The sequence below is a fragment of the Pararhizobium sp. PWRC1-1 genome (assembly GCF_049897905.1).
GTDB lineage: Bacteria > Pseudomonadota > Alphaproteobacteria > Rhizobiales > Rhizobiaceae > Pararhizobium.
In genome coordinates, this window is record NZ_JAFCXE010000015.1 from 21,530 (window position 1) to 45,837 (window position 24,308).

Below are 24,308 nucleotides of genomic sequence, written 5' to 3' on the forward strand. Positions count from 1 at the left end.
CCGGATGACCCATGAAACCTGTCAAGGATGTAGCCCATGTCGAGCACTTGGCTGACCACTCGAGCGTGGCTGCTCATGCTTCCGTTGCTGATCGTGATGGTCGGCGTGATCGGCTGGCCCCTGGCTGAAACCGTTCGACTATCCTTCACAAATGCCAGATTGGTCGGCACTGGGGGCGACTACGTGGGCATCGCCAACTATGCAAAGATGCTTACCAGCAATGCTTTTCTAAAAACGCTTTGGTCGACGCTGTGGTTTGCGCTCACCTCGGTATCAATCGAAATGGTGGCGGGCGTGCTAGCGGCGTTGTTGCTGAACCAACGCTTCTACGGGCGTACTCTGCTGCGAGCCCTGATGATCCTACCCTGGGCTTTGCCGACGGTCGTCAATGCGACGCTCTGGAGGCTAATCTACAACCCGGAATACGGCGCGATGAATGCGGCGCTGACGCAGATTGGACTGATTGACGCCTATCGGTCTTGGCTTGGGGAGCCAGGTAGCGCGATGTGGGCGATCATCCTGGCCGATGCCTGGAAGAATTTTCCGCTCGTTGCTCTGATTGCACTCGCCGCCCTGCAGGCCGTACCACGCGACACAATTGCCGCCTCGCTGGTTGATGGCGCGAGTGCATTTCAGCGCTTTCGCCATGTCACGCTGCCGCATCTGGCCGGCCCGCTGATGGTCGCGCTCGTGTTGCGAACCATCGAGGCTTTCAAGGTGTTCGACATCATCTGGATTATGACCCGTGGCGGGCCTGCCAACACGACGCGGACGCTGTCGATTCTTGTCTACCAAGAAGGCTTTTCTTTTCAGCGAGCAGGCTCCGGCGCGTCGCTCGCTCTAATCGTCACCTTGATAGTGAGTCTGTTGGCCGTGACCTACGGCAGCCTGTTGCGCAAGACTGCCGGGAGCACTCAGTAATGGAACGGCAGAGCACACTGGAAAAGATCCTGCTACACGGGGCGGCATTTGCCCTTGCCGTAATCATCCTCGCCCCCGTTCTCTGGCTCTTTGTGATGAGCATTTCTCCAGCAGAAGCCCTTTCTGCGCGTCCGCTGCAGTGGTGGCCCGACAAGGTCGACCTCTCCCGCTACGCCACACTCCTCTCTCGCGTTGAAAACAGTGCCGGGGCGGCAGTCACCTCCTCGCTGTTTAATAGCGTTGCTGTCGCAGCCATGGCGACGCTTGCTGCAATTGCCGTTGCAGTTCCCGCGGGGTGGGCAGTATCGCGCACGCCATCTGTTGGATGGTCGCTTAATGCAGTAATTGCCACCTACATGCTGCCGCCGGTGGCCCTCGCAGTGCCGCTCTATATGGGGCTCGCTAAGCTTGGCATGCTCAACAGCGTCTTCACTCTGGCGCTGGTATACTTGACCATCCTGGCACCCTTTACGACTTGGCTAATGAAGTCCGGCTTCGACGGCATCCCCCGCGAGATCGAGGCGGCGGCAATGATCGATGGTGCCAACCTTTGGCAGACCTTGCGGATAGTCACTCTGCCCCTGGCGCTGCCGACGATCGGCACGGCCGTGCTATTCGCATTTCTGCTGGCATGGGATGAGTTCTTCTACGCCCTGCTTTTCACCTCCGACCTACGCGCCAAAACGCTCACAGTGGCAATCGCTGATATCGCCGGGGGTAGGGTTTCCGACTACGGGATGATCGCAACGGCTGGGGTGATCGCCGCCCTTCCGCCCGTTCTGATCGGCCTTCTCATGCAACGGGCCCTGATTTCGGGGCTCACCAGTGGCGGCGTCAAAGGATGAACATGACCCAAACACTTCAAAGACCGGCCGGACTGCTCGCTATCGACCGCGAAATGGCACGTCAGAACGCCGATGCTATCGCCTCCTTTGAACAATCCAGAAGTACCGCGCAGCAATTCGCCGAGGCGATCCGGCGCACTGGCTCGTTAGTCATGCTCGGAATGGGGGGGTCCCACGCGGTGGCGCGCGCTGTCGAGCCCCTCTACCGCGACCTTGGCATCAACGCACTTGCGCTGCCCCTCTCCGAACAGCTGGGTGCACCGCTTCCTTTGGAGGGGCGGACAGTTCTCGTCACCTCGCAATCAGGAGAAAGTGCTGAAGTAATCCGGTGGTTCGAAACGGGAGAACGTCCTGTTGATGTTTTTGGCATGACGTTGGAGGGTGGTTCCTCCCTTTCAAGACTGACCCCGTCGCTAGTGGGGCACGGCGGCACGGAACATGCGTTTGCCGCGACGCGCAGCCTTACTGTAACGCTGGCTCTTCATCTCGCTGTGCTCGCCGCCCTTGGTACCGATCCAACTAGCGCACTGGCGGCGCTTGAAGCGCCTGAACAACCAGACGTCACGCCCGCGCTCGCCGCCTTGTCTACCGTACGCGGCGTAGTAACATCTGGCCGTCGTCTGCAGGGTGTCGCCGAGGCGATGGCCCTCGGACTGACGGAACTGTCGCGTCGCCCATGCTTCTCGCTTGAGGGCGGGCAGTTGCGCCATGGTCCCATGGAGATGCTGGGTCCAGATCTGGGCGTCATCCTGTTTCGCGGTGATGATCCGACCGCAGGTCTGGTCACGGCCATGGGGCAGTCAGTCGCTGAAACGGAATCACCTTGCGTGGTGTTCGACTGCTCCGGTCTGCCGCCCATTGCTGGTATCGTCACGATTCCGTTTGCCCGGCATTCTGGCCTTGCCTCCATCTTCAGCATTTTGCCGACAGCGCAGAGGTTGATGATCGGCTTCGCTGCAGAGCGAGTGGCCGACGCTGGCACTCCGGTCAGGTCGACTAAAATCACGAGGGTTGAATAAATGCGCCCGCTTGCCGTCGTCGGAAATGTCAACGTCGATTTAATCTTGGGCCCGGTCGCACCATGGCCACAGCCTGGAACCGAGGTCATGGTCGCCCATGATGATTTACGGGTCGGCGGTGCAGCGGGCAATGCGGCGCTCGTCTGGCAGGCGATGGGGCTGCCGTTTCAATTTGCCGCCAACATCGGAGCAGATCACTACGGCAATTGGCTTGCCAATGCGTTCCCCGAACACGCGCCCCGGTGGCCGGTCAGCGCGCGCCGTACAACCCTGTCCGTCGGCTTGACCCACCCAGACGGCGAGCGCACTTTCTTCACAACGAACGGGCACCTACTTGATATGACGGCTTCAGCCGTCTGCGCCACGCTGGACGGCGCGGCTATGGGTCAAGGGCTGCTGCTCCTTTGCGGCTGTTTCATCACCGATGCGCTTGCCGCGAACTACGCAGCTCTCTTCGACTGGGCCGATCAGCATGACGTTGCGGTAGCACTGGATACCGGCTGGCCGCCGGAGGGCTGGACAGAGGCCGCCCGCGCCGACACCGCGGTGTGGCTGTCCCGCAGCAGGATTGCACTCTTTAATGAGATCGAGGCCACTGGTTTCGCTGGAGCGGAAACCGTCGAAAAGGCCGCGGAGACCATCAGTCACGGCATGTCTAGGGATGCTCTGGTCGTGATCAAGAGGGGCGCGGACGGGGCTGTGGCGCGGGACGCCGATGGCCATTTCTACCGCGCTGCTGCCAATCCAGTTGAGGTTATCGACACGATTGGCGCAGGCGACATCTTCAACGCGGCTTTTCTCGCAGCTTACGCCCATTCGCAACCCCTGCCCGATTGCCTGTACAACGGCGTTACCACGGCGTCGAAAGCCATCTCAACAAACCCGCGGCAGATCGCCCAACAGGACCAGTCGATATGAGCGCGCTTACAATCGCCAACCTATGCAAATCGTTTGGCAACTTACAAACGCTGAACGGGATTGACATAGCGCTTGACGATGGCGAATTCTTAGTTCTTCTCGGTGCCTCTGGCTGTGGAAAGTCCACGCTTCTAAGCATAGTAGCGGGGTTGGCCGAGCCAACAAGCGGCGATGTCCGGATCGACGATAGAACAATCCTCGGTGTGCACCCAAAAGACCGCAATATCGCGATGGTTTTCCAGTCGTACGCGCTCTACCCCAATCTGACCGTGCGCCGCAACATTGGCTTTGGTCTCGAAATGCGCAAGGTGCCCAAAGCCGAGCTGGACCGCGCAGTGCTGGAGGCCGCACGCATCCTACAGATCGAACCGCTTCTCGACCGCAAACCGAGCCAGCTGTCAGGGGGCCAGCGTCAGCGCGTTGCCATAGGACGCGCCCTGGTGCGCCACCCAAGGGTCTTTCTGTTCGACGAACCGCTGTCGAACCTCGACGCAAAATTGCGGATGGAAATGCGGACCGAATTGAAGCGTCTGCACCAAATGCTGAGGACAACGGTGGTCTACGTGACCCACGACCAGATCGAGGCCATGACGCTTGCCACAAGGATTGCGGTTATGCGAAACGGACGGGTGGAGCAGTTGGACACGCCGGAAGCCATCTACCATCGTCCGGCCACAAGTTACGTCGCAACCTTTGTCGGCGCGCCGCCGATGAACATGCTGACAGGCTCCTGGCGTAATGGTGGCTTGCAAATCGATGGGTCGGAACTTGTGCTGCCCGTTTCCCGACCTAGAGCTGCAACGGCCAAAAAGGTGATCATGGGTATACGCCCCGAAGCTTTGCAATACGGCTCAACCGGAGCAAGACTACCGGTGAAGGTAGACGTGGCAGAGTTGACTGGACCCGAACTGATCGTGACAGGCCGCATCGGCAATCAGCCAGTCGTGGCGAGCTTTTCCGCTCTTCAAAAGCTTGACCCGGGACATGAGCTTGTGCTGCATGTCCCCGACGAGCATACGCATTTTTTCGATGTCGAAACCGGTATGAGACTGAACGATGACAGCCACCACTGACGGAACGTCTTCAAGCGAGAACCACGCTCAGCCAGAATCGCGCCGGCGTCCGATCCGCCGCCACGGTGCTGCACCGATTTACATGCAGGTCGCGGAAATTCTGAGTGACGAAATTAGGACCAGAGAAGGCGAAAACTTCTCCTTGCCGTCCGAAAGCGATCTATCCCGCGAGTTCGGCGTATCCCGTGTTACCATCCGGCAGGCGCTGAAGCTGCTCGAAACCCGCGGTGCGATCTATAGCGAACAGGGACGCGGCTATTTTACCACCACTTCGCGCATGACAGGCGTGTCGGGATTTCACAGCTTCACCTCCGAGGTTCAGCGCCTGGGAGGTATCGCGGCCTCAACGCTAATTGACTTCGCCGCAGACGCCAGCTTGCCGGAAGCCTTTCGTAATCATCTGCAGGTTGCCGGAACCGAAACCTTTATCGCCCTTCGCCGGGTGCGCTCGATCGACGGTCGTCCTGTCGCATATGAGGAGGCCTACTTGCCTAAGGCGATGTATCCGAACGCCCGCCGCGAAATGTTCGACAATGGGTCGCTCTATGGATTAATGACGCAAAGCTGGGGTATAGTGCCTGCTTGGGCGGATGCACTGTTCGAGCCGCTCGCGGCCACCGACGAAGAAGCCCGGCACCTCCACATCGCCTCCGGCGCGCCAGTTCTGGCCGTCTGGCGCGTTACAGCAACCGACACCGACCAGGTGTGCGAATATGTCCGTTCCGTCTACTGCGGCGACGGCTTCATGCTGCACGTCAACCGTTACCGTCTCTAAAGAGGTTTATCATGTGGCATGCCATCGGAATCGACATCGGTGGTGGCAGCACCAAGATCGGCCTTGTGTCGGAGATAGGCGAAGTACTCGAACGAAGCAGGATACCGGCCAATCCGGGCGATCGTGGTGACGCCATCGTGGAAAGCTACGTGACCGCCATCCGCAAACTCGTACCCCTAGGAGTCCGCGTGAGCGGCGTCGGTATTGGCTATCCCGGGCCCATCCATGATGCCAACTTATCAGGCGGCGTGGGCAACGTTCCGGGCCTCATCAACTTTCCGCTGGCGACGTCCCTGTCAGCCGCGCTGAACCTGCCTGCACGCCTCGAGAATGATGCGACCGCTGCTGCGCTGGCGGAAGCCCGCTTCGGGGCGGGCTCAAAGGCGAAGCGACTGCTGATGATCACGGCAGGAACCGGCATCGGTGTCGCAATGATAGTCGATGGTCGGGCAATGGTCACATCGGGCGGTTGTCTCGGCGATGCGGGACACATGATCATGGATGCGCGCGGACAGCGCTGCCGCTTGGGCTGCATCGGATGCCTTGAAGCGCTCGCCTCTGGCGAGGCCCTCGACCTTATCGCTGCCGAGCGCTCAGCGCGTGACCCAGACGGCGCTATCGCACGCCAGGCGAGAACCGAACACACACAGGCGTCAGCCGCCACCCTCGTTATCTGTGCCCTTGCCGGCGATGCTGATGCCCGCATTATCCTCGCCAACGCGGGACGCTGGATGGGGCGCGCGGTCGCCTCATGGGTCCACACCTTCGCACCAGACACAGTCGTGATTGGTGGAGGCCTTAGCGCCGCCGGCCAATTTTTGCTGGCGCCCCTTGAGGACGAGGCACGTCGCTGCGGGCTGCCCGGCTACATGGGAGAGCTGCGCTTTGTGCGCGCAAGCTTGGGAAATGATGCCGGCATCGTCGGCGCAGCAGCCCAGATGCTCCCACCGTTGGATAACGCCACTGGCGGCCTTCGTTGACGACAAAACCGAGGCGTCGGCGCTTCCTGCTATTTTTGTCAGGTGCTGAGCAGGATGCGGCGTATCTCGCGAAAGTTCTGAACATCTAATTGCGGAATCTACTGCCTTTGAAATCATCGGCAATTTCCTTCCGATTTACCTCGGCAGGAGCATGCTCCGACGGAAGAGCGGGCGCGACCTGGCCAGAGACTGTTTGACCATTGCATCCAGATGCACCGCCTTCAGATACGTGACGCATCACCATCTGTCGCATACACGAAATGTCGTCGGCGCTGAAGACGGCTTTTCGACACTCATTCGCTGACACCCATCGCAAAGTCAGTTAGCACTTCAGCGCCAGTCGCCGTCACGCGGAGCATATGTTCACAGCGCAAGCCCCCGACGCCGGGGACATAAGCGCCAGGTTCAACCATTAGCACCATGTTTTCTTCAATCAGGCCATATTCATGCGGCACAATACGAGGCCATTCATGCACGGATGTGCCGATGCCATGTCCCGAATGATGTGGGTAGACCAGCCCTACTTTTTGCATGTTTTCACGGAGGCTGGTATCGAAGGCGTGAACTGTAATTCCCGGTCGCAGTGTCGAAATAGCAAGCATAAGGGTCTCATGAACGGTCGTGTAGATTGTCCGCCATGCTTCGGACGGCGCGCCCAAGGTGAAGCTATTACAACTATCGCCCCAATAGCCAGCAACACGAGGTGCCAGATCGCACAGGACAGGGTCACCCTCCAGAAGGCGACGTGGCCCCGGCTTGGTTCCCAATGTAGCGGAGTGGTCTATTCCCCCGAGATACTCCCCCGCCAACGCACATCGTTCCCCTGCTTTTTGCTCCATAACACCACGTATGGCGTTAAGCGCCTCAATTTCCGAAATGCCCGCGCGCGACACGTTGCGCGCGGCGATTTGACCTGCGCTGGCCACGGTTGCGGCTGCGCGTAAAGCGGCGATCTCAGAAGGCGTTTTGATGGCGCGAGCGCGCTGAAACATGTTATCGATCGGGATTGTAATTGGGATCAGATCGTGAAGGCAGGCCGGGTGTGAACCCATTTGGATTGCGACACGCCCATCCACATTCAAATGCCGGACGATGCGCTGAACAGCCGCCCGGTAGTTGGTTATCTGGTCGACAACATTTCCCGCAAATCCTGTATAGATTTCGGCGTCGAGAGTGGCCGGCAGGTCTGTGGCCTCGACATTCGAGCAGACGAGACCTGTTCCGCCCTGGCGTCCAATAAAGGCGAGTGCTGGCCCGCCGGTAAAGGGCGACGGTCCTGTCTCAATCGGAATGACCTGACCTGTCGCATAGCATACTGCATCAGGAGTGCTCAGTAGGGCCCAGTCCGCTCCAAGCTCAGAGAGAACGTCCCGGATGCGGTCTTGACGGTCCTTGGTCATGGAGCGGATCCTATGGTGGCAGGCACTGCGAAAGATGTGCCTGGTCTCGATTGCCACGAATTGCGGTGTCCATGGCCTACCACTCTGCCACCGACCCGTCCTTATGCCGCCAGACCGGAGCACGCCAACGATGGCCGGTTTGGGTAGCATCGACAACGCGAGCCTCATCGATTTCGATACCGAGGCCGGGGCCGGTGGGTATGAGCAAGTGGCCATCCTTCAATGTAAAGCCACGCTCCGGAAGCGTGTAGTCGGCCAGGTCGCCTTTTTGATTGTAGTGAATACCAAGGCTTTGCTCCTGGATGAAGGCATTGTGGCACACCGCATCGACCTGCAAACAGGCGGCCAGCGCGATTGGCCCCAGAGGGCAATGCGGAGCAAGTGCCACGTCGTATGCCTCGGCCCAATGACCGATCCGGATTGTCTCCGAAATCCCGCCGACATGGGCGGGATCAGGGTTGATAACCTGCGCAGCTCGGCGTTCGAACACTGGCTTGAAATCATATCGCGAATGCAGACGTTCTCCGATGCACAGTGGAATCGAGGTCGCACGCGCCAGATCGGACATCGATTCGACCATCGTCGAAACCACTGCGTCCTCGACAAACAGCGGCCGCAATGGCTCCATTTCTTTCAAAAGGACCCGGGCCATCGGTAGATGCACGCGGCCATGGAAGTCGAATGCGAGATCCATCGTGGGGCCAACGGACGCGCGCAGATCGAACAGTCGCTTCAGGATCGTATCGACCGCAGCATAGGTATCGACGATCCGTAATTCCTCGCAGATGTTGAACTTGACCGCATCGAAGCCACGATCTCGCATTGCCTGTGCGCCTTCGATCAGACGTTCCGGCCTGTCTCCGCCGATCCAGCAATAGCTACGGATGCGGTCGCGCACGGGACCTCCAAGAAGCTCGTATATCGGTACGCCCAGCGCCCTGCCCTTGATATCCCAAAGAGCGGTATCGATGCCGGCAATCGCGCTCATCAGCACCGGGCCACCGCGATAGCAGCCATTGCGGTAGAGCATCTGCCAGATATCCTCGACGCGTCTGGGATCAAGGCCGATGACGAAATCGGCGATCTCAGCAATTTTAGCCGCCAGCGTTTCAGCATGCCCTTCCAGTACCGGTTCACCCCAGCCAGAAATACCCTCGTCTGTTTCGACCTTCAGAAATAGCCAGCGGGGAGCAACCAGAAACGTTTTGAGCGCCGTGATCTTCATCTCAGGCATCCAATGCGACTATAGTGCCACGGGCGATGAGCGCGTCAATCTGGACTTCGCCAAAGCCTTCCGACCGCAGGATTTCACGGCTGTGGGCACCATAGGCGGGAGCGGACGTCATTTTTTGCGGGCTGACGGCGGGAAAGCAGATGCCGGGCGCGACGGTGGTATAGGTTCCGCCTTTGGGATGGTCGAGCTCGATCAGCATTTCGCGCGCTTGGGGATGAGCAAGGAAAGATGCGTAGTCGTTGGCAACCATGCACCAGACGCCAAGCGGTGAGAGCAGCGCATCCCATTCGGCGGCAGGGGCGTGAACCAGTCTGGCGGCAACAGTGCCGACGATCTCATCGCGCCATGTGGTCAACGCCGCGACATCACCCTGCGGTGGACGCGTCGCCTTCAGTGTCGAAAGGGCGGGCAGGTCAAGCGCCCGTGCCAGCACGTCGAGATCGGCCTGCGCTATAGCGAAATAGCCTTCCCCGCACTTATAGAGCCCATAGGGCGGTTCCTGATAAATCGACACCTGGGGCTGGGTTCCGCGGACTGGCGGTGCATCGGCCGCCAGAAAGCTCGTTACCTCCTGGCACTGCATTTCCATGATGGCCCCCATCATCGAGACCTTCACCTGCTGGCCTTGGCCGGAAACACCGCGCGCGACAAGCGCGGCCAGCACGCCTTCGCACACCATATGGGAGGCGGTGACATCGACCATGTAGAGCGGCGACGCCGCTGGCAGTCCATCGGCGGTTCCGCCATTGAAGGCCAGGCCCGTGAAGCTTTGCAGCAGCAGATCCTGGCCAGGACGATCTTTCATCGGCCCTTCGTCGCCATAGCCGGTAATCGAGCCATAGACGAGACGCTGATTGCGAGCTGATAGGCTCTCGTAGTCGATCCCCAGCTTTTTTGCCACATGCGGGCGGTAGTTCTGGACCAGAACATCGGCACCCAGAACCATTTTGTTCAGAACATCGCGGCCTTCCTCGGATTTGAGATCCAGCACGAGGCTGCGCTTGTTGCGATTTAATGTCACGAAGCACGTGGCATCGCCAAAGCGGGTCACACCGGCCATCGGCGCATGGCGGGCGAAGTCCCCACCACCCGGCGCCTCGATCTTGATCACGTCGGCGCCCATTTCAGCCAGTCGCTGCGTACACAGCGGACCTGCCATTGCGATCGTCAGGTCCAGAACGCGAAGTCCAGTCAAGGGGCCTTTTTGAACGTTGTTCTCGGTCATTTCATTTGTCCTTCAATCCGTTTGCCCTAACGCCCGCGAAACACGGGGTCGCGCTTTTCGCTAAAGGCAGCCATCCCTTCGCGTGCGTCCTCAGTCATCATGCAAAGCGTGTACCCGTCATTTTCCCATGCTAGTCCCTGCGCGATCGATGTGCCTTGGCTTTGCTTTATAATTTGCTTAGCTGACTGGACCGCAATCGGCGGGTTGAGGGCCAGTCGCGCTGCGATCTTCCGCGCCTCGGACAGCAGTGTGTCAGGATCAACAATCCTTTGAACCAGCCCGACGCGATAAGCCTCTGCTGCGTCGAAACGGTCACCCGTCAGGATCCACAAAGCCGCGTTGCCGTAGCCGATTAGCCGGGGCAGGATCGAGGTGTTGCCGGAGCCCGCATGCCAGCCGCGCTGGACTTCGGGCGCGCCGAAAGAGGAGTTGGGGGTCGCGATACGGATGTCGCAGCACATCGCCACCTCGAGACCTCCGCCAAGACAATAGCCGTTGATAGCGGCAATCGCAGGCTTGCGCAGGCCGAGAAGAGGCGCGATGTAGTCGCGGTCGTAGTCGGCCCGGTTGCGTCCGTCCCATGGCGTGCCGAGATCATCCAGCGCGTTAACGTCGGAGCCCGCAGAAAACGCCCGCCCGCCGGCGCCCTCGATGATGAGGACCTTGATACTGGCATCGGTGTCGATCCGGCGCGCCAGTTTAGCTATCTCGCCGCCCATGGCGGCGGTGATCGCGTTGTGTTTGGCCGGCCGGTTCAGCGTGATAAAGGCTATGCCCTCTTTGACCCGAAACAGGATGTGATCTTCGCTCAATTTTGTGTCCTCCGATTGGGGGCGGTCAGCGTCACGCGAACGGACCAGCGGTGGGTGGCGCGTGGCTCAACAGTTTTGGCCTGACCGATTGCCTCGGCGGCGACAAGGTGATCGGCAGCAGCCGTCGCCGGCTCCAGCGCCACCTGGTGAACGGGATCATCGGCAGGCCAGCCGCCGAAGGACTGCCAAAGGCCGAAGGCGGGAATGCCGTCCCAGCAAAATCGTATGCCGCCATCCGGATTGACGATCTCTGCGGACGCAACGGCTGGCGTCATAGCGTATGATTTCAGCGCAAATCCGTCGGATGCCGTACCGATTCGGCTAAGATCGCGTCGGGGATAATCCGGCCAGTCATACGGCAATTCATCCGCCGTCAAGTTGTCGCATCCGCATAGCGCGATCCTGTCCTCTGGTGTGACAGCGAGCAGGCAATGTTGGCTCCAGAGGTACGCGAGTGGCGCGGCAGCTCGGTTTGTCACGGCATAATCCGCCGTCAACGTCGCGTCATGCAGACTGAGCCTGCGTACAAAACGAAAATCGGGAGAGACATACTGCGTGTCGATGCAGTCGACCGAAGCCTCCACGACGTCCCAGGCGGTGCCCCAAAGGACGCCGTGATCGCGAAGGATGCCCCAGGACGGGTGCTTGCATGGCGCCACTGTGGGGAAGCATTCGTCCCAACCGCGCGCTTGGTCCGCTCCATAAATTGCATCCGAGCCGGTGTCGGTACTAAGATCGCCCGGTATCAACCATTGCCGCCCGGTCAAGCGATCCCGAAGTCCCGTTATTCTCGCGCCATACTCGGGCACGAGTGTGAGACTCATCCGGTCGTTGGCGAGTGTGAGCGTCATCATGCCCTTCCTGACGTGGTGAGTTTGGCCTGACGCTTTTCCGCCATTGCCATCCGCCATTGACCGATCGCCACGGCGAGAACGAGAAGCAAACCTTTGGCAACGAGCTGGTAGAAGGTAGGAATGCCCAACAGGTTCATCCCGTTCGACAGTACGGCCAACAGCAGAACCGCCAGCATCGTGCCAACGATGGTTCCCTTGCCGCCAGCCAGCAACGCGCCGCCGAGGAAAACGGCAGTGATCGCCTCAAGCTCCAATCCCTGCGTGCCCGATGCAGGCTGTCCGGAGGACGTGCGCGCCGTGACAATAACCCCCGCCAGTCCAGAAAGTCCGCCGGAGACCGCGTAGATCCAGAGCCGCATACGATTGAGATCGATGCCTGCGAGGCGCGCGGCAGCAGGGTTGCCGCCCATTGAATAAATCGACCGGCCGAAGACCGTCGACGACATGATAAAATGCGCGACGACCGCAACGCCGACCAGAATGGCGAAAGCAATGGGAAATCCCGGGAACCCGCCAACTTCGAAAAATCGACCGGAACCCAGCAGGGCAAATGTCGGATCGAGTACGCCGACGGGACGCCCGCCAGGAGCGATCAGAAAGGCGACGCCGCGGAAGGCTGACATCGTTGCTAGAGTCGCCACCACAGCATTCACCCGCAAATAGTTGATGATCATCGCGTTGACGATGCCAAGCACCAGGCCGATGGCGATGCCACCAGCCAGCCCGCCTGACACCGCGCCTGTACTCGCCACGACCATCGCACAAACCACTGAGGCACAGCCGGCAATGGACCCAACCGAAATATCGAGCCCGGCAGAGACAATTACCAACGTCATGCCGACGGCGATCAACCCTACGACTGCCATGTTCTGCGCGATATTAAAGAGATTGCGCGACGAAAACAGGAACTCAGTCTGGCTGGAGACCGCCGCCACCAGCAGGATCAGGGCAATGATCAGCGACAGGTTCTCTGCTCCGATAAACCGCGTCGCCCGTACCACAAAGCCTTCCGATGGACGGCTGTTCATTTGCAACTCTCCCGTAGTCATGCAGCAGCTCCTGTACCAAGCGCGTGGGCGACAATGACTTCCTCTGTCGCGTCTTTCTTTTCAATTGACCGCGATAACCGGCCATCTCGCATTACGACGATCCGGTCCGACAGGGCCAATAGTTCAGGCATCTCCGAAGAAATCATCATGATCGCCATTCCCTGTTTTGCCAGGTCATCGATCAACCGATAGATTTCGGCCTTGGCGCCCACATCGACGGCTCGCGTCGGTTCGTCCAGAATGAGCAAGCGAGGACCAGCAGCCAGCCAGCGGGCCAATACGACCTTTTGTTGGTTTCCGCCGGAGAGTTTGCCGACATCTTGATTGAGCGACGGCGTCTTCACATTGAGCTGCCGTATGACCGGCCCGACCGCGTCAATCATCCAGGTATTGCGCAAGACACCCCAGCGGGCGAGACGCGAATAAATCGCCATCGACGCGTTCTCAATAACCGAACGGACCAGAATAAGACCCTCTGCCTTGCGGTTTTCAGGCGCGAACCCAATGCTCGCCCGGATCGCATCGGCAGGCGAGCGGATGTCTACGTCCATGCCAAGCAGCCTGACACGGCCCGCAGTTCGGGGGTATTCGCCAAAGAGAACCTTGGCGAGTTCCGTGCGCCCCGCGCCCACCAAACCGCCGAACCCAAGAATCTCTCCAGCCCTGATCTTGAACCCGATGTCGCGGTGCCAACGGCTGGATAGACCATCGACCTCAAGTACAACCTCATCTCGCGTTGTCTCAAGGCGCTTGAAGCCATGAATAAGCTCTCGTCCCACCATCAAGCTTACGATCCGGTTTTCCGTCGTCTCGCTGGTTACAAGATCGCCTGTCGGCACGCCGTCTTTTAGGACAATCACCCGGTCGGAGATCGCCATGACCTCTTGCAGACGGTGGGAAACATAGATGATACCGAGCCCTTCCGCCTTCAACTGCCGGATCAGGGCAAAAAGCCGATCGACTTCGTCCGAGGTTAAGGACGACGTCGGCTCGTCGAAAGCCACAACTTTCACACCGGGCTTCAGCGCCCGCATGATCTCGACGATGTGCATTTGCGCGGGCGAAAGACTACGGCCATCGGCATCAATATCGATCATGCCAGCGAAACCGTACCGGGTGAGCAATGCCATTACTTCCGCGCGCACGGCTCCAAAATCAACCCGGCCAAAACTGCGGCAGGGATATTCGCCGATGAACACATTCTCGGCAACGGATATATCTGGAACGATTTCCGGCTCTTGGCGCACCAACCGAAAGCCTGCCCGCCGCGCCTCCAGAGGCGATGCGTGCGAGACTTCGACCCGGTCCAGCAACACCTGCCCTTGATCCAGACGATAGTCGCCGGACAGAATCTTCAACAGCGTGGATTTGCCCGCGCCGTTTTCACCGACGAATGCCACCACCTCGCCCGCGGCTACTGTCATCGAAAGGCCAGACAGCGCCCGGACACCGGGGAAGGACTTACCCACTGCTTTAATTTCGAGCATGGTCATGGTTTGAATTCCGAGAGAAAAGGACGGGCCGCCGCAACGACCCGTCGGGCTTGGGAAGATTTATTTGCAGGGCATAATATTTGCGTAGCTGGTCGGATCGACTATAGTGGTATTAGCCACAGTTTTTTCCGGCAGAGGTTCGCCGGTCTCGATGGACTTGATCAGTGCGCGCGCAGCCGCATCGCCAACATCAGTTCCGCTAATATAGAGCGCGGCCTTAAATCCTGTCTCGATGCCTTCCTTCCAGGGCCGGCATGCTTCATACGCGCCAAGTCCGACCGCAATAACGTCAGATGCGGAAAAACCGGCATTTTTCAGCGCGTTGACGCCGCCCAAAACGCCTTCGTCGTTGCATGATACGACGACCCACTTTGCCACGTCCGGGTTTGCCGTAATCACGGGGCCGGATGCGGAAAGAGCGACATCGGTGGTGCCGTCATAGGAGACCGGGATGACGTTCGCCTCTGTCGAACCCGCAGCGAGCAGTTGCGCTTTCGCGGCATCAGTGCGGTCGTTGCAAACCGAAAGCGTATCGAGGTTGATGCTCAAAATGCCGTACTTCGTGCCGCCCAACCAGCCGGACTGCTTCAGCAGATCTCCCGCTCGCTCGCCGACCTTCGTTCCCATGGCAACGCCATCGAAGCCTGCAAAGGGAACGGGCTTGCCGTCGCTGTCTTTAAGCGGGTCGTCGGTGGCGATCAGCGGAATGCCGGCCTTGGCGGCAGCAGCAGCAGCGGCAGCGCCCATTGCCTGATCCGGGGCGGTCAGTCCAATACCTTTTGCACCAGCGGCGATAGCATCAGACACCGCGCTGATTGCAAGGTTGGCGTCGAGTTCGACATTGATGATCTGAGCCTTATAGCCCAATTCCTCCGCGGCTTTGGTGAAGCCCGCGGCTTGATCGAGAAAGTACTGTTGGGTGCCGCTCTTATATATAGCAACCACCAGCTTGTCGGCACCGGAAGCGGTACTGGCGAGCAAGGTAACCATTGTCGTGGCAACGAGAAACGTTTTGGAAATGTTCATTGCATCCTCCTCCTCAGAATGTTTATAGTATTGTCACTTAAACTGTTTATCAGACAAACGCAAGCGCCCGAAAGGATGGAATTGAAAATGAGTAGGTTGCAAGGAAAAACCGCAATCGTCACCGGCGGTGGTCGCGGAATTGGCGCCGCAATTGCACTTCGCTTCGCACAAGAAGGAGCGTCAGTGATGATCGCTGACATCAACGAGGATCAAGCCCGTGCGACCGCTGTTGAGATCTCTCAACAAACAGGGATGAGGGTTGCCGCGCATCGGTGCGACGTTGCCGACCCGGAGTCCGTTATTACGATGGTTGAAGCGACCCGGCACCATCTCGGCCCCGCCAATGTATTGGTCAACAATGCCGGAATTGCCGTGTTCAGGGAGCCGCTTGAGATGACCCCTGCAGATTGGACCCGGTGCATATCCGTAGATTTGGAAGGCGCTTGGCACTGCGCGCGAGCCGTCCTGACTGACATGCTGTCAAAACGCGACGGTGCGATTATCAATATTATCTCGAATCATGCCTTTACAGTGATCAAAGACACGTTCCCGTATCCGGTCGCCAAGCACGCACTTTTGGGACTGACCCGATCACTGGGTCTCCAGTATGCAGACAAGGGCATTTCCGTAAATGCTATCTCGCCGGGCTACACGGATACGCAAATTGCGCAGGACGATTTTAATCGCCACCCGGACCCGGCGAGAGCCCGGGCCGAAACCGAGGCGAAGCAACCACCAGGCAGACTTTGCCAGCCTGAAGAGGTGGCCGCCGTCGCCGTGCTTCTTGCATCTAACGAAGCGCGATTCATGATCGGGGAAAATATCGTGATAGACGGCGGGGTCAGCATCCGGATGTACGAATAACCTGCCCCCCACATCCTGCCTGGCTATTCGCTCTGCGCTTGCCATATGCGGCGAGCAGCCGCAGCCGTCAGCGCAGGACCTTGCCCCCATGGCACGATCCGGTCCAAAGGGACGTGCCAGTAATGCTGTTGTACCAATGCCGACATCACGGCCGCCGATACCCCGAGCAAATTACCCTCGGCATCCAGATTGGCCTCCATTGCGCGATAGGCGCGTTCAGCCGCATTCGTAAATTCCTCATACGGCAACAGGCCAAGGCGCATACCTCGAAAAAAAGCCGTCGCCATGAAGGCGGCGGTAGAGCTTTCAGGCCCACTTTCGGCTTCGTGCACCATGCAGTGCCAGTTGCCGTCTGGCAGTTGGTAATCCAGCATCCGACGTGCAAGGCGCAAAGCTTCTTCGCGAACATCGGTGGCACCAGAGATCCCCTCTGGCAGGTGTTCTGCCACGTCGATCAGGCCTAGAAGGGCCCAGCCCTGCCCACGACCCCATCCTTGAGTGTATGAGCACTGCGCCTTTTCAAGCCAGAAGTGATTATACAGACCCGTCGAAGGATCGAGGAGTAGGTCCCTATAGCCAAGGATTTCCGCTGCCGCCGTCTCAGCCCAACCTTGGTCAGGATCGATTTTGTCGAGATGCGCAAAGAACGGCGGGTCGAAATGCATGCAGTCGAGCCAGATCCCTGGTCCCGGAGACTTCATTTGTTCGGCTTCAGCAGCCGAAAGTTGCACGCCACCATAGGGGGTGCGTAGAGATCGAAGAGAGTCCTCGAACGTAACCGAGACGGACCCCACCTTCCGCCGCGCACGCAAATCGCGGGCCAAGGCAATAACGGCATCCCGCAAGACAGCATCTCCGGTGCGCTCCACCACAACACACATCGCATGACCAGGGGCCGTGTTATCGTCAGGCATAAAGGGCAACATGCGCGTTGCCCACGCCCGAAAGAAACCGTGGCTGAAGTTGAACCAACCAGGCTGCCCCAGCATGTCGGATGCAGCGATCAGTCCTTCAAAACCCACGGAATCGCCGTAGAACCAACATTTGAAATCGTGCGCGCCAAGGCGTGCAGCGACCGCACCGATTAAAGAATCGGTGAGTTTTATATCCATCATATTTTATCCTCAAGGGGTTTTTTGCTTGAAACCATCATGCGCGTCGCTGATCGCGCGTTCGATGAGCCGACGCATTGCCGCCTCTGCTGCAACGGGGTCCCGGCGCTCGAACTCTACGAAGACCGCTTCGTGCAAAGCTTGGCTTTCTTCCATTCCGATCATCTGGGTGGTGTATCCGCGCGCGCTCATCTGCATGTCCAGGAGAAGGCCGAGCGCTGCCTCGATAACGGCGAACAACTGCGACAAGAGGTCAGACTCGACCGATGCCAGAAAGGATCGGTGAAACTCAAGATCAGCTAGAATAAAGCGTCGGCGACGCTCGGCGTAATCCGGATCCGGCGTAGTGTAGACATGCACCTTGACTTCCCAGGCGCGGCGAACCCGTGCTCTGGCCTCCGGCGACGCCATCAATGTCGCGGCATGGACCACCCCCGGCTCGAGCACCAGCCGCACCTTCAATAGGTCATGCAAGAGAGAATTCGTGTCCCCCGCCTTGATCCGCCAGTCCATGACGTCGGGATCGAGAAGGCGCCATTCGCTGCGGGGCTGGACCCTTGTTCCATCAGACGTACGGCTACGGATCAAACCCTTTGCTCCGAGGATGCGAAACGCCTCGCGAATGACCGATCGACTAACCCCCATCTCGTCGCAAAGATCGGCTTCCTTGGAGATTGTCTTTCCCGGCAGCCACGTACCCCCGACGATACGTGTTCCCAGCTCAGAAACTGCCTCTCCCAAGACACCTCTGACCTCGATCACGCCAGCCAAGCTCTCGCTGCGACGACCGCCAAAGACAGGTTTGACAATGTTCGACATCAATCAGTTCCATCGTTTATCTGATTAACAGACTAACAATCTTTGCGAACTGTCACAAGCGATTATGTGTGGAGATCTTTGTTTTCGATAGAGCTCAGAGATTTCGACGCTCCTTCCAAACTTAAGTATCTTGAATTCAGCGGCTTAATCGATTTTCCATTAATGTCGTTCGCCCCCATTGCCACCGGAATACCCGGCCCTAGCCCTAGCTCGTTTGCAATGCGAGCAAGGAGAGGGTCTGTGCGGCCCACCGGCGCAAGTTCGGGAAGCAGGCGGGAGTGTTAGATCACCCCGGTCAATTCGAAAAGCCGCTCGCTCCAAGCCCGGGTACGAATGTCGAACGGTGCGTATGAAGCGTCGCTCTCCTCGCTCAGCCGCCGTGATGGACGGACGACAGGTCTGTTTCGAAAGGCACAGCCATGAAACGTTTTCCATCGGCGTGATCACGCATGGGCAGACCAACTACTTGAACAGCGGCATCACGAGGCAGATTTCGCAGGGTTCCGCCACCATCATGAACCCTGGTGACGTTCATGCCTGCAACTCCATTGCAGGAGCGGCGTGGTCTTACCGGATGTTTTACGTCGAGACGGAATGGTTTGGAAAGATTCAAGCTGATCTCCGTGGCTGCGGCGACGGGAGGTTCCTCGACATCGAGCAAATAGTCTATGATGGTCACGCGCTCTACAGTGGCCTGAACGCGCTCTATGTCGCCTTGAAATCCCCTGACGCCACGACGCTCAGTCGAGAGGTCGCAGCCACTGAAGTTTTCGCGGACGTTTACGAGACGCTGGGCGGCAACCTCAGAAGACAGCCACCCGACAGCGACCGGATTGCCATCGCAGCCGATTTCATCCGGGATAACTGGAACGTAAAGCTTGGGCTCGGCGACATATGCGAAGCTTCCGGCCTCTCTGGCTCGTATCTTATACGCTCGTTCAAAAGGCGATTCGGCCTGACGCCGTACTCGTATCTCATCAACTTCCGCATCCAAAAAGCACAAAGGATCCTTCGAAACGGCGCAAGCGTTCTGGATGCGGCTCACGAAACAATGTTTTTCGACCAAGCTCATTTTCAACGCACCTTTAAACGGCTTACAGCGGCCAATCCCGGTTTTTATATTAGGGCATTTAGGGAGCTAGGCGCTGGCGAGTGCCAGATAAGCCGCGGTTGCAGCCACCAGCGCGGCAAGAAATCTGTTCATTATTCGAATCCTCGAGGAGTTCGTGACCCATTGGCGAAGAGCCATTCCGGCCATCGCCCAACAGCTCACGGAGACGTAGCAAACAACAAAATAAATAGCCGCGAAGATAAGGAGCCGAGGAAGATCTGTACCTGCCGCAAAGACCCCCATTCCCGCAGTCGATGCAAGCCAGGGCTTGGGGTTGAGCCATTGAAGCAAGGCGCCATCGATCGCGGACGGCGCCGCGGGCCTCGTGTTTGCTGACAATCCACCGCCATCGGCCGCGAGCGCAATCGCCATATAGGCGAGGAACAGAACACCCGCCCAGCGGATGCTAGCCAACAGATTTGGCAGCCAGTTGACGGCGGCACTCAAGCCAAGCCCGATGAGAATAAGCAACACTGCGAATCCGACGCTCGCGCCGGTGAACCGCATCGACCGGCCGAGTCCATGTCGCATGCCAGTTGACATAGCGACAATGTTGACGGGCCCGGGTGAGATAGAAGCGGCAAGCGAGAAGGTTGCCATGGAAAGCAGCAATGCGGTCGTCATAGTCCCGATCCTTGAAGGTTCGGGCGTTCTTAGTTTTTCGCAAGGAATAGATATTGTAGAATATTGACCTTGGCCTTGTGAAAGGTTTCACGGCCAATTTTGGAATCATGATCGAACAAGTGGAGAAAAATGCCGCCTCATTCTGAAATCAAAGTTTAATCCAGTACAGAAGCTCGCTCGCCTATCTCGGAGCAGACAATGATCAGCACATGACAAGCGAACAGGTGGCGACCTCCCAGCGATGAGCCGCGAGCTGACTGCCTCTATCACCTCCTTTGTATTGCTGAATTTAAAGACACTCCGGGACGTCTACGGGAAACAAGTCTGACGCAGGCGACGACATCAAGATGCGTCTCAGCACAATCGGCTATAATCTGAGCGGGCCGCGCGACCGGACAATCCTGCCCTTGGGCTTCGAGGGAGGGCTGCGCCGCTCGGAAATCGTTGGTCTCGAAGTGGTCCGCGATGATCACAGCGACGGCAATGGCTGGATCGAGATTTTTCCCGAGTGATGCAATCTGGTGACGCTGCCCGGCAACACGGGATGGCGCGAAGTCGAGGTCGGCCGCGCGGCGCCTAGGCCAAACTTCCCCGTTGTTGCCCGCAAGACCTGGATCCTTTTCGGTTGTATCGCGGGAAGCCAGCTCCTCCGCCGCAGATCCAAGGGCAACAAGATTGTCGATATCGAACAGCTCTCCGACAAGCATGTCGCTTGCCTGGTCAAGTAGATCGCACTCGCGGCCGGCGTCCGTTCCGACCTTCTGGGATCAATTTTTTTGCGTTTCAAAAGCCCTTCACGATTGTGTCGCCGTTGAGGCGTCGCGGGCGGCCAAACCGCGTGAGAATGGGCGCGGGTTTCATTCAACTGCCGAGTTGCGCGTCGAGAAACGCCGTGATCTCACCGAACATCTCGACGGTCTCCGGCGCAACCGGATCGAACAGGTACTGCGCGTGCGAGAACCCCTCGAAAAGCTGAAGGTCGGCAACTACGCCGGCCTGCCGGAGCTTGCGTTGGACGCGGACGGAGTCGCTGAGGAATAGATCGCGCGTGCCGGAGATGAGCAGTGTTGGCGGCAGCCCCGCGAGGTCGCCGAACAGCGGCGAGACACCGGGATCGGCAAGGTCCGCAGCTCCGGCATAAAGCCGCGCAGCATCGTCAAGGTAGCCGTTGTAGCTGACCACCACGTTGTCGAGCCATTCGTTTGCGCGGTAGCTGTCGCCCGATCCCGTCAAGTCGGCCCAGGGCGTGTTGGCGATCAACGCACCGGGCTGGGGCAGCCCTCCGTCCTTCAGTCGCAGAAGCATCGCGGGCGCCAGCCCGCCGCCCGCCGAGGTGCCTGTCACAGCGATGGTCGCAGGGTCTGCGCCGTCTTTGATCAGCGCGCGCCAGACCGCTTCTGCGTCGTCCACCGCGGCGGGGTAGGGCGCGTAGGGGGGCACCCGGTAGTTTACCGCGATCACGCGGTAGCCCCCGTAGGCCGCCATCAGCGCAGCCTCATAGGTGCCTGCCGCGCCGGAGCCATAAACGTAACCCCCGCCGTGGAAGTTCAACACCGTTTGTCCAGCCTGGCCCTTGGGGATCGCTTTGGGCGTGAGGATCAGCACCGGCACGCCGCCGATCCTCGACTCCTCCATCGTCACGCCAAGCGCCGTGCGCAGGTCGGCGAACCGCGGCTCGGCCGCAGTGGCTCTATCGCGCGCCATTCCTCAGGCGTCCTGCCTGTGGCGGCCCAGAACAGCGAGTATGGTGCAGCGATCAAGGCCTGCGCGGCGGTGCTGACGCCGGTGGGCACGGGCACGACCCGGCCCGGAACCTGCCGGGGACCGGCTTCGGCGTTTGCTGTGCTTTGCTGAGCTGCAAGCGCCGCAGCGTCCGGGCTACCGGTTTCCTGCGCTACCGCACCTCCCGCGACAAGGGCTGCGATCCCCGCCGCGAGGGTGGAGGTGCGAAGCAGCCCCCAAAAGCCGGGGGGTGAGATCTTGGCGGTCATGGTGTCTCCGTTCGTCGTGGGATGGGCAGGCCCCGGCCCATGTCATCCGGGCGGCGCGACCACGTACAGGTATCGGCCGATGTCGACCGGGCATTGGGTCAGGGTCACATCAGGCGAAGTAGCCGTTCTCGCGCATGTCAGTAATGAGCTCGGGTCCGGTAGGCACCCACCCGAGTGCAGAGCGGGTGATCACGCTAGACGCGGGCGCGTCGAGGCCCGCGAAGCCCGCAAGCCAGCCGAAGTGCGCGACCGCCTCGTCTGGGGTGACGGACCGGACGGGCACGCCCAGCCCGGCGCCGATCGCCTCGGCGATGGCACGCACCGGGATGCCCTCCTCCGCAACACCATGGAACCGCGCACCAGCCGCGCCCTTCTCCAGTGCCAGGCGGAACAGCCGCGCGGCGTCGGACCGGTGAACCGCCGGCCAACGGTTCTGACCGTCGCCGACATAGGCCGAAACGCCTTTGTCACGGGCGATGCGGATCATCATCGGCACAAAGGCCATGTCACCCTTGCTATGAACGCTGGGTGCCAGGCGCACCGCGCTAACCCGCACACCCCGGTCCGCCCAGGCCAGCACCAATTCGGACTTGGCACGGGTCTGCGTGGTAGGCGGGTCCGTTTCTACCCCCACTCGGCCCGTCGCCAGCACCGCGGTACCGGACGTCACCACCAGCGGCTTGCCCGTATCGACCAGCGCCTCGGCGAGTGCTGCGGTGGCCAGGCGGTCGGTTTCGGCGTTGGCCTCGTACTGCGAGAAATCGTGGATAAAGGCGAGGTGGACCACTCCGTCCGTATCGCGCGCGCCGGCCGCAAGGCTGTCGAGGTCGTCGAGCGCACCGCGGTGCACCTGCGCGCCCGCCTGGGCGAGCTTGGCCGCCGCAGCGTCGCTCCGAGCGAGGCCGAGAACCCTATGCCCGGTGCCGAGAAGTTCCTGAACGACGGCTGAGCCGATGAAGCCCGTGGCTCCGGTGACAAAGATGCGCATGACTATGACCTCTTTCAGAATTCGATCATCATCGACCGGCCGCTTTAACATTTAGGGGAAGCGGAACGCACAATCTATGCGCTACAGTCCGGATGTCTTTTGCGATCGTCCGGAAACTTTCATGGATCCCTTGTCCGACATCCTCTCATTGCTCCGACCTCGCAGTACTATTTCCGCGTGCCTCGACGCGGGAGGAGACTGGTCAGTCCGGTTCCCAGATCAGGAGGACGGCATCAAGTGCGGAGCGGTTTCCTCAGGTGCCTGCTGGCTAGCGGTCGACGGGGAGACCGTCCCGGTTCGGCTCGAAGCGGGAGACTGCTTCTTGCTTCCGACCGGACGCCCGTTCCGCCTTGCCAGCGACCTGCGCCTGCCGTCCCAGGACGCCAGTTTGATATTCTCATCTGCGCGCGACGGCGTCGCCACCTGCAATGGCGGTGGTGCGGCGTTCCTCGTAAGCAGCCGGTTTACACTCGCCGGTCGGCAGGCAGCTTTGCTTCTCGACCTGCTGCCGCCGGTCGTTCACGTTCAAGACGGACAGGGCCACTCGGCCTTACGATGGTCGATCGAACGGATGGCAGAGGAACTGCGCGACCAGCGGCCGGGCAGCCTTCTTGTGGCAGAGCACCTCGCACACATGGTACTTATTCAGGCGCTTCGACGACACCTGGACGAGGGTGTGCGGGGAGGCGTTGGATGGCTCTTCGCGCTGGCGGATCGGCGGGTTAGTGCTGCGATGGCCGCATTCCACGCCGATCCTGCCCGGCGCTGGACCTTACAGTTGCTTGCTGAATGCGCTGGGATGTCGCGCTCGATCTTCGCCCTGCGCTTCCGGGAGGCGGTAGGAGAACCGCCGATGGACTATCTCGCGCGCTGGCGCATGACCCTCGCTGCCGACCGTCTAACTAAACCGGGGGTGTCGGTTTCGACCGTCGCTTGGTCGGTCGGCTATCGGTCTGAGGCAGCCTTCAGTACGGCTTTCAAGCGCGTCATGGGCCATTCGCCTCGACGGCAGGTAAAAGGACAGAACACGACCGAGTTGCACCAACCACCGGCAGGTCGGCGAGTAGACGTCCTTGATTTTGCGGAACATGCGGCCGTTGAACATTTCGTGCAGCCAGCGCAGGCGTATGAACCTCGATAGCGTTATGGGCGATTGAGACATCGGCTTCGGTTTC

24 protein-coding genes and 1 pseudogene are annotated in these 24,308 nt (G+C 59.7%); 12 read left to right on the forward strand and 13 right to left on the reverse strand.

Annotation, left to right across the window (positions count from 1 at the left end; translation table 11 throughout):
- The first annotated feature begins 36 nt into the window (after positions 1–36).
- The 7 genes from ACP7E0_RS21720 to ACP7E0_RS21750 are packed head-to-tail and all read left to right on the forward strand — an operon-like array spanning position 37 to position 6,531.
- Positions 37–921, forward strand: coding sequence for a carbohydrate ABC transporter permease (locus ACP7E0_RS21720; RefSeq protein ID WP_426127714.1), 885 nt, complete (start codon positions 37–39; stop codon positions 919–921).
- Positions 921–1,766: a carbohydrate ABC transporter permease gene (locus tag ACP7E0_RS21725; RefSeq protein WP_426127715.1), complete on the forward strand. Its 846-nt coding sequence runs from the start codon at positions 921–923 to the stop codon at positions 1,764–1,766. Before ACP7E0_RS21720 ends, ACP7E0_RS21725 begins: the two co-directional genes overlap by 1 nt.
- On the forward strand, positions 1,763–2,785 hold the full coding sequence (locus tag ACP7E0_RS21730) for an SIS domain-containing protein (RefSeq protein WP_426127716.1): 1,023 nt from the start codon (positions 1,763–1,765) through the stop codon (positions 2,783–2,785). The genes ACP7E0_RS21725 and ACP7E0_RS21730 overlap by 4 nt, the downstream gene beginning before the upstream one ends.
- Entirely contained in the window at positions 2,786–3,703 is a 918-nt protein-coding gene (locus ACP7E0_RS21735) for a carbohydrate kinase family protein (protein WP_426127718.1), read from the forward strand.
- The gene (locus tag ACP7E0_RS21740) at positions 3,700–4,776 is read left to right on the forward strand and encodes an ABC transporter ATP-binding protein (RefSeq protein ID WP_426127719.1); all 1,077 of its coding nucleotides are present in this window, start codon (positions 3,700–3,702) and stop codon (positions 4,774–4,776) included. Before ACP7E0_RS21735 ends, ACP7E0_RS21740 begins: the two co-directional genes overlap by 4 nt.
- Complete coding sequence (locus ACP7E0_RS21745; RefSeq protein WP_426127721.1) at positions 4,760–5,551, forward strand: GntR family transcriptional regulator; 792 nt, start codon at positions 4,760–4,762, stop codon at positions 5,549–5,551. The genes ACP7E0_RS21740 and ACP7E0_RS21745 overlap by 17 nt, the downstream gene beginning before the upstream one ends.
- An 11-nt stretch (positions 5,552–5,562) precedes the next feature.
- Positions 5,563–6,531: an ROK family protein gene (locus ACP7E0_RS21750; RefSeq protein ID WP_426127723.1), complete on the forward strand. Its 969-nt coding sequence runs from the start codon at positions 5,563–5,565 to the stop codon at positions 6,529–6,531.
- Between the two features lie 293 nt (positions 6,532–6,824).
- On the opposite strand, the gene ACP7E0_RS21755 is transcribed toward ACP7E0_RS21750, so the two are convergent.
- The 8 genes from ACP7E0_RS21755 to ACP7E0_RS21790 form a co-directional block, all read right to left on the reverse strand.
- Complete coding sequence (locus ACP7E0_RS21755) at positions 6,825–7,931, reverse strand: M24 family metallopeptidase (protein ID WP_426127726.1); 1,107 nt, start codon at positions 7,929–7,931, stop codon at positions 6,825–6,827.
- A 76-nt stretch (positions 7,932–8,007) separates the two neighbouring features.
- Positions 8,008–9,156 carry a galactonate dehydratase gene (gene dgoD, locus ACP7E0_RS21760; protein ID WP_426127728.1) on the reverse strand — a complete coding sequence of 383 codons (1,149 nt, stop codon included), beginning with the start codon at positions 9,154–9,156 and terminating at the stop codon, positions 8,008–8,010.
- 1 nt (position 9,157) lies between these two features.
- Positions 9,158–10,390 (reverse strand): CaiB/BaiF CoA transferase family protein, encoded by a 1,233-nt coding sequence (locus ACP7E0_RS21765; RefSeq protein ID WP_426127730.1) that lies wholly within the window; start codon positions 10,388–10,390, stop codon positions 9,158–9,160.
- 26 nt (positions 10,391–10,416) lie between these two features.
- Positions 10,417–11,202 carry an enoyl-CoA hydratase/isomerase family protein gene (locus ACP7E0_RS21770; RefSeq protein ID WP_426127732.1) on the reverse strand — a complete coding sequence of 262 codons (786 nt, stop codon included), beginning with the start codon at positions 11,200–11,202 and terminating at the stop codon, positions 10,417–10,419.
- Positions 11,199–12,056 carry a hypothetical protein gene (locus ACP7E0_RS21775; protein WP_426127734.1) on the reverse strand — a complete coding sequence of 286 codons (858 nt, stop codon included), beginning with the start codon at positions 12,054–12,056 and terminating at the stop codon, positions 11,199–11,201. The genes ACP7E0_RS21770 and ACP7E0_RS21775 overlap by 4 nt, the downstream gene beginning before the upstream one ends.
- The gene (locus ACP7E0_RS21780) at positions 12,053–13,084 is read right to left on the reverse strand and encodes an ABC transporter permease (RefSeq protein WP_426127736.1); all 1,032 of its coding nucleotides are present in this window, start codon (positions 13,082–13,084) and stop codon (positions 12,053–12,055) included. Before ACP7E0_RS21780 ends, ACP7E0_RS21775 begins: the two co-directional genes overlap by 4 nt.
- Positions 13,085–13,101: 17 nt before the next feature.
- Positions 13,102–14,598 carry a sugar ABC transporter ATP-binding protein gene (locus ACP7E0_RS21785; RefSeq protein WP_426127738.1) on the reverse strand — a complete coding sequence of 499 codons (1,497 nt, stop codon included), beginning with the start codon at positions 14,596–14,598 and terminating at the stop codon, positions 13,102–13,104.
- 60 nt (positions 14,599–14,658) lie between these two features.
- Entirely contained in the window at positions 14,659–15,624 is a 966-nt protein-coding gene (locus tag ACP7E0_RS21790) for a substrate-binding domain-containing protein (protein WP_426127740.1), read from the reverse strand.
- Between the two features lie 87 nt (positions 15,625–15,711).
- On the opposite strand from ACP7E0_RS21790, the gene ACP7E0_RS21795 reads away from it, so the two are divergent.
- Positions 15,712–16,488 (forward strand): SDR family oxidoreductase, encoded by a 777-nt coding sequence (locus ACP7E0_RS21795; protein WP_426127742.1) that lies wholly within the window; start codon positions 15,712–15,714, stop codon positions 16,486–16,488.
- A 23-nt stretch (positions 16,489–16,511) separates the two neighbouring features.
- Here the strand turns inward: ACP7E0_RS21795 and ACP7E0_RS21800 are convergent, their stop codons facing one another.
- Both ACP7E0_RS21800 and ACP7E0_RS21805 read right to left on the reverse strand, forming a co-directional pair.
- Positions 16,512–17,603, reverse strand: coding sequence for a glycoside hydrolase family 88 protein (locus tag ACP7E0_RS21800; protein ID WP_426127744.1), 1,092 nt, complete (start codon positions 17,601–17,603; stop codon positions 16,512–16,514).
- Positions 17,604–17,612: 9 nt separating this feature from the next.
- Complete coding sequence (locus tag ACP7E0_RS21805; RefSeq protein ID WP_426127746.1) at positions 17,613–18,419, reverse strand: FadR/GntR family transcriptional regulator; 807 nt, start codon at positions 18,417–18,419, stop codon at positions 17,613–17,615.
- 382 nt (positions 18,420–18,801) lie between these two features.
- Here ACP7E0_RS21805 and ACP7E0_RS21810 point away from each other — a divergent pair.
- A pseudogene (locus tag ACP7E0_RS21810) lies at positions 18,802–19,485 on the forward strand (AraC family ligand binding domain-containing protein); the annotation flags it as partial.
- Positions 19,486–19,557: 72 nt separating this feature from the next.
- Here ACP7E0_RS21810 and ACP7E0_RS21815 read toward each other — a convergent pair.
- Positions 19,558–20,154 carry a LysE family translocator gene (locus tag ACP7E0_RS21815; protein WP_426127748.1) on the reverse strand — a complete coding sequence of 199 codons (597 nt, stop codon included), beginning with the start codon at positions 20,152–20,154 and terminating at the stop codon, positions 19,558–19,560.
- 347 nt (positions 20,155–20,501) lie between these two features.
- On the opposite strand from ACP7E0_RS21815, the gene ACP7E0_RS21820 reads away from it, so the two are divergent.
- The gene (locus ACP7E0_RS21820; protein WP_426127749.1) at positions 20,502–20,666 is read left to right on the forward strand and encodes a hypothetical protein; all 165 of its coding nucleotides are present in this window, start codon (positions 20,502–20,504) and stop codon (positions 20,664–20,666) included.
- Positions 20,667–20,675: 9 nt separating this feature from the next.
- Positions 20,676–20,882: a hypothetical protein gene (locus tag ACP7E0_RS21825; protein WP_426127751.1), complete on the forward strand. Its 207-nt coding sequence runs from the start codon at positions 20,676–20,678 to the stop codon at positions 20,880–20,882.
- Positions 20,883–21,015: 133 nt separating this feature from the next.
- On the opposite strand, the gene ACP7E0_RS21830 is transcribed toward ACP7E0_RS21825, so the two are convergent.
- Positions 21,016–21,858 carry an alpha/beta hydrolase gene (locus tag ACP7E0_RS21830; RefSeq protein WP_426127753.1) on the reverse strand — a complete coding sequence of 281 codons (843 nt, stop codon included), beginning with the start codon at positions 21,856–21,858 and terminating at the stop codon, positions 21,016–21,018.
- 396 nt (positions 21,859–22,254) lie between these two features.
- Positions 22,255–23,133 (reverse strand): SDR family oxidoreductase, encoded by an 879-nt coding sequence (locus ACP7E0_RS21835; protein WP_426127755.1) that lies wholly within the window; start codon positions 23,131–23,133, stop codon positions 22,255–22,257.
- A 121-nt stretch (positions 23,134–23,254) separates the two neighbouring features.
- On the opposite strand from ACP7E0_RS21835, the gene ACP7E0_RS21840 reads away from it, so the two are divergent.
- Positions 23,255–24,274, forward strand: a complete 1,020-nt coding sequence (locus tag ACP7E0_RS21840; protein ID WP_426127757.1) for an AraC family transcriptional regulator — start codon at positions 23,255–23,257, stop codon at positions 24,272–24,274.
- Positions 24,275–24,308 lie beyond the last annotated feature (34 nt).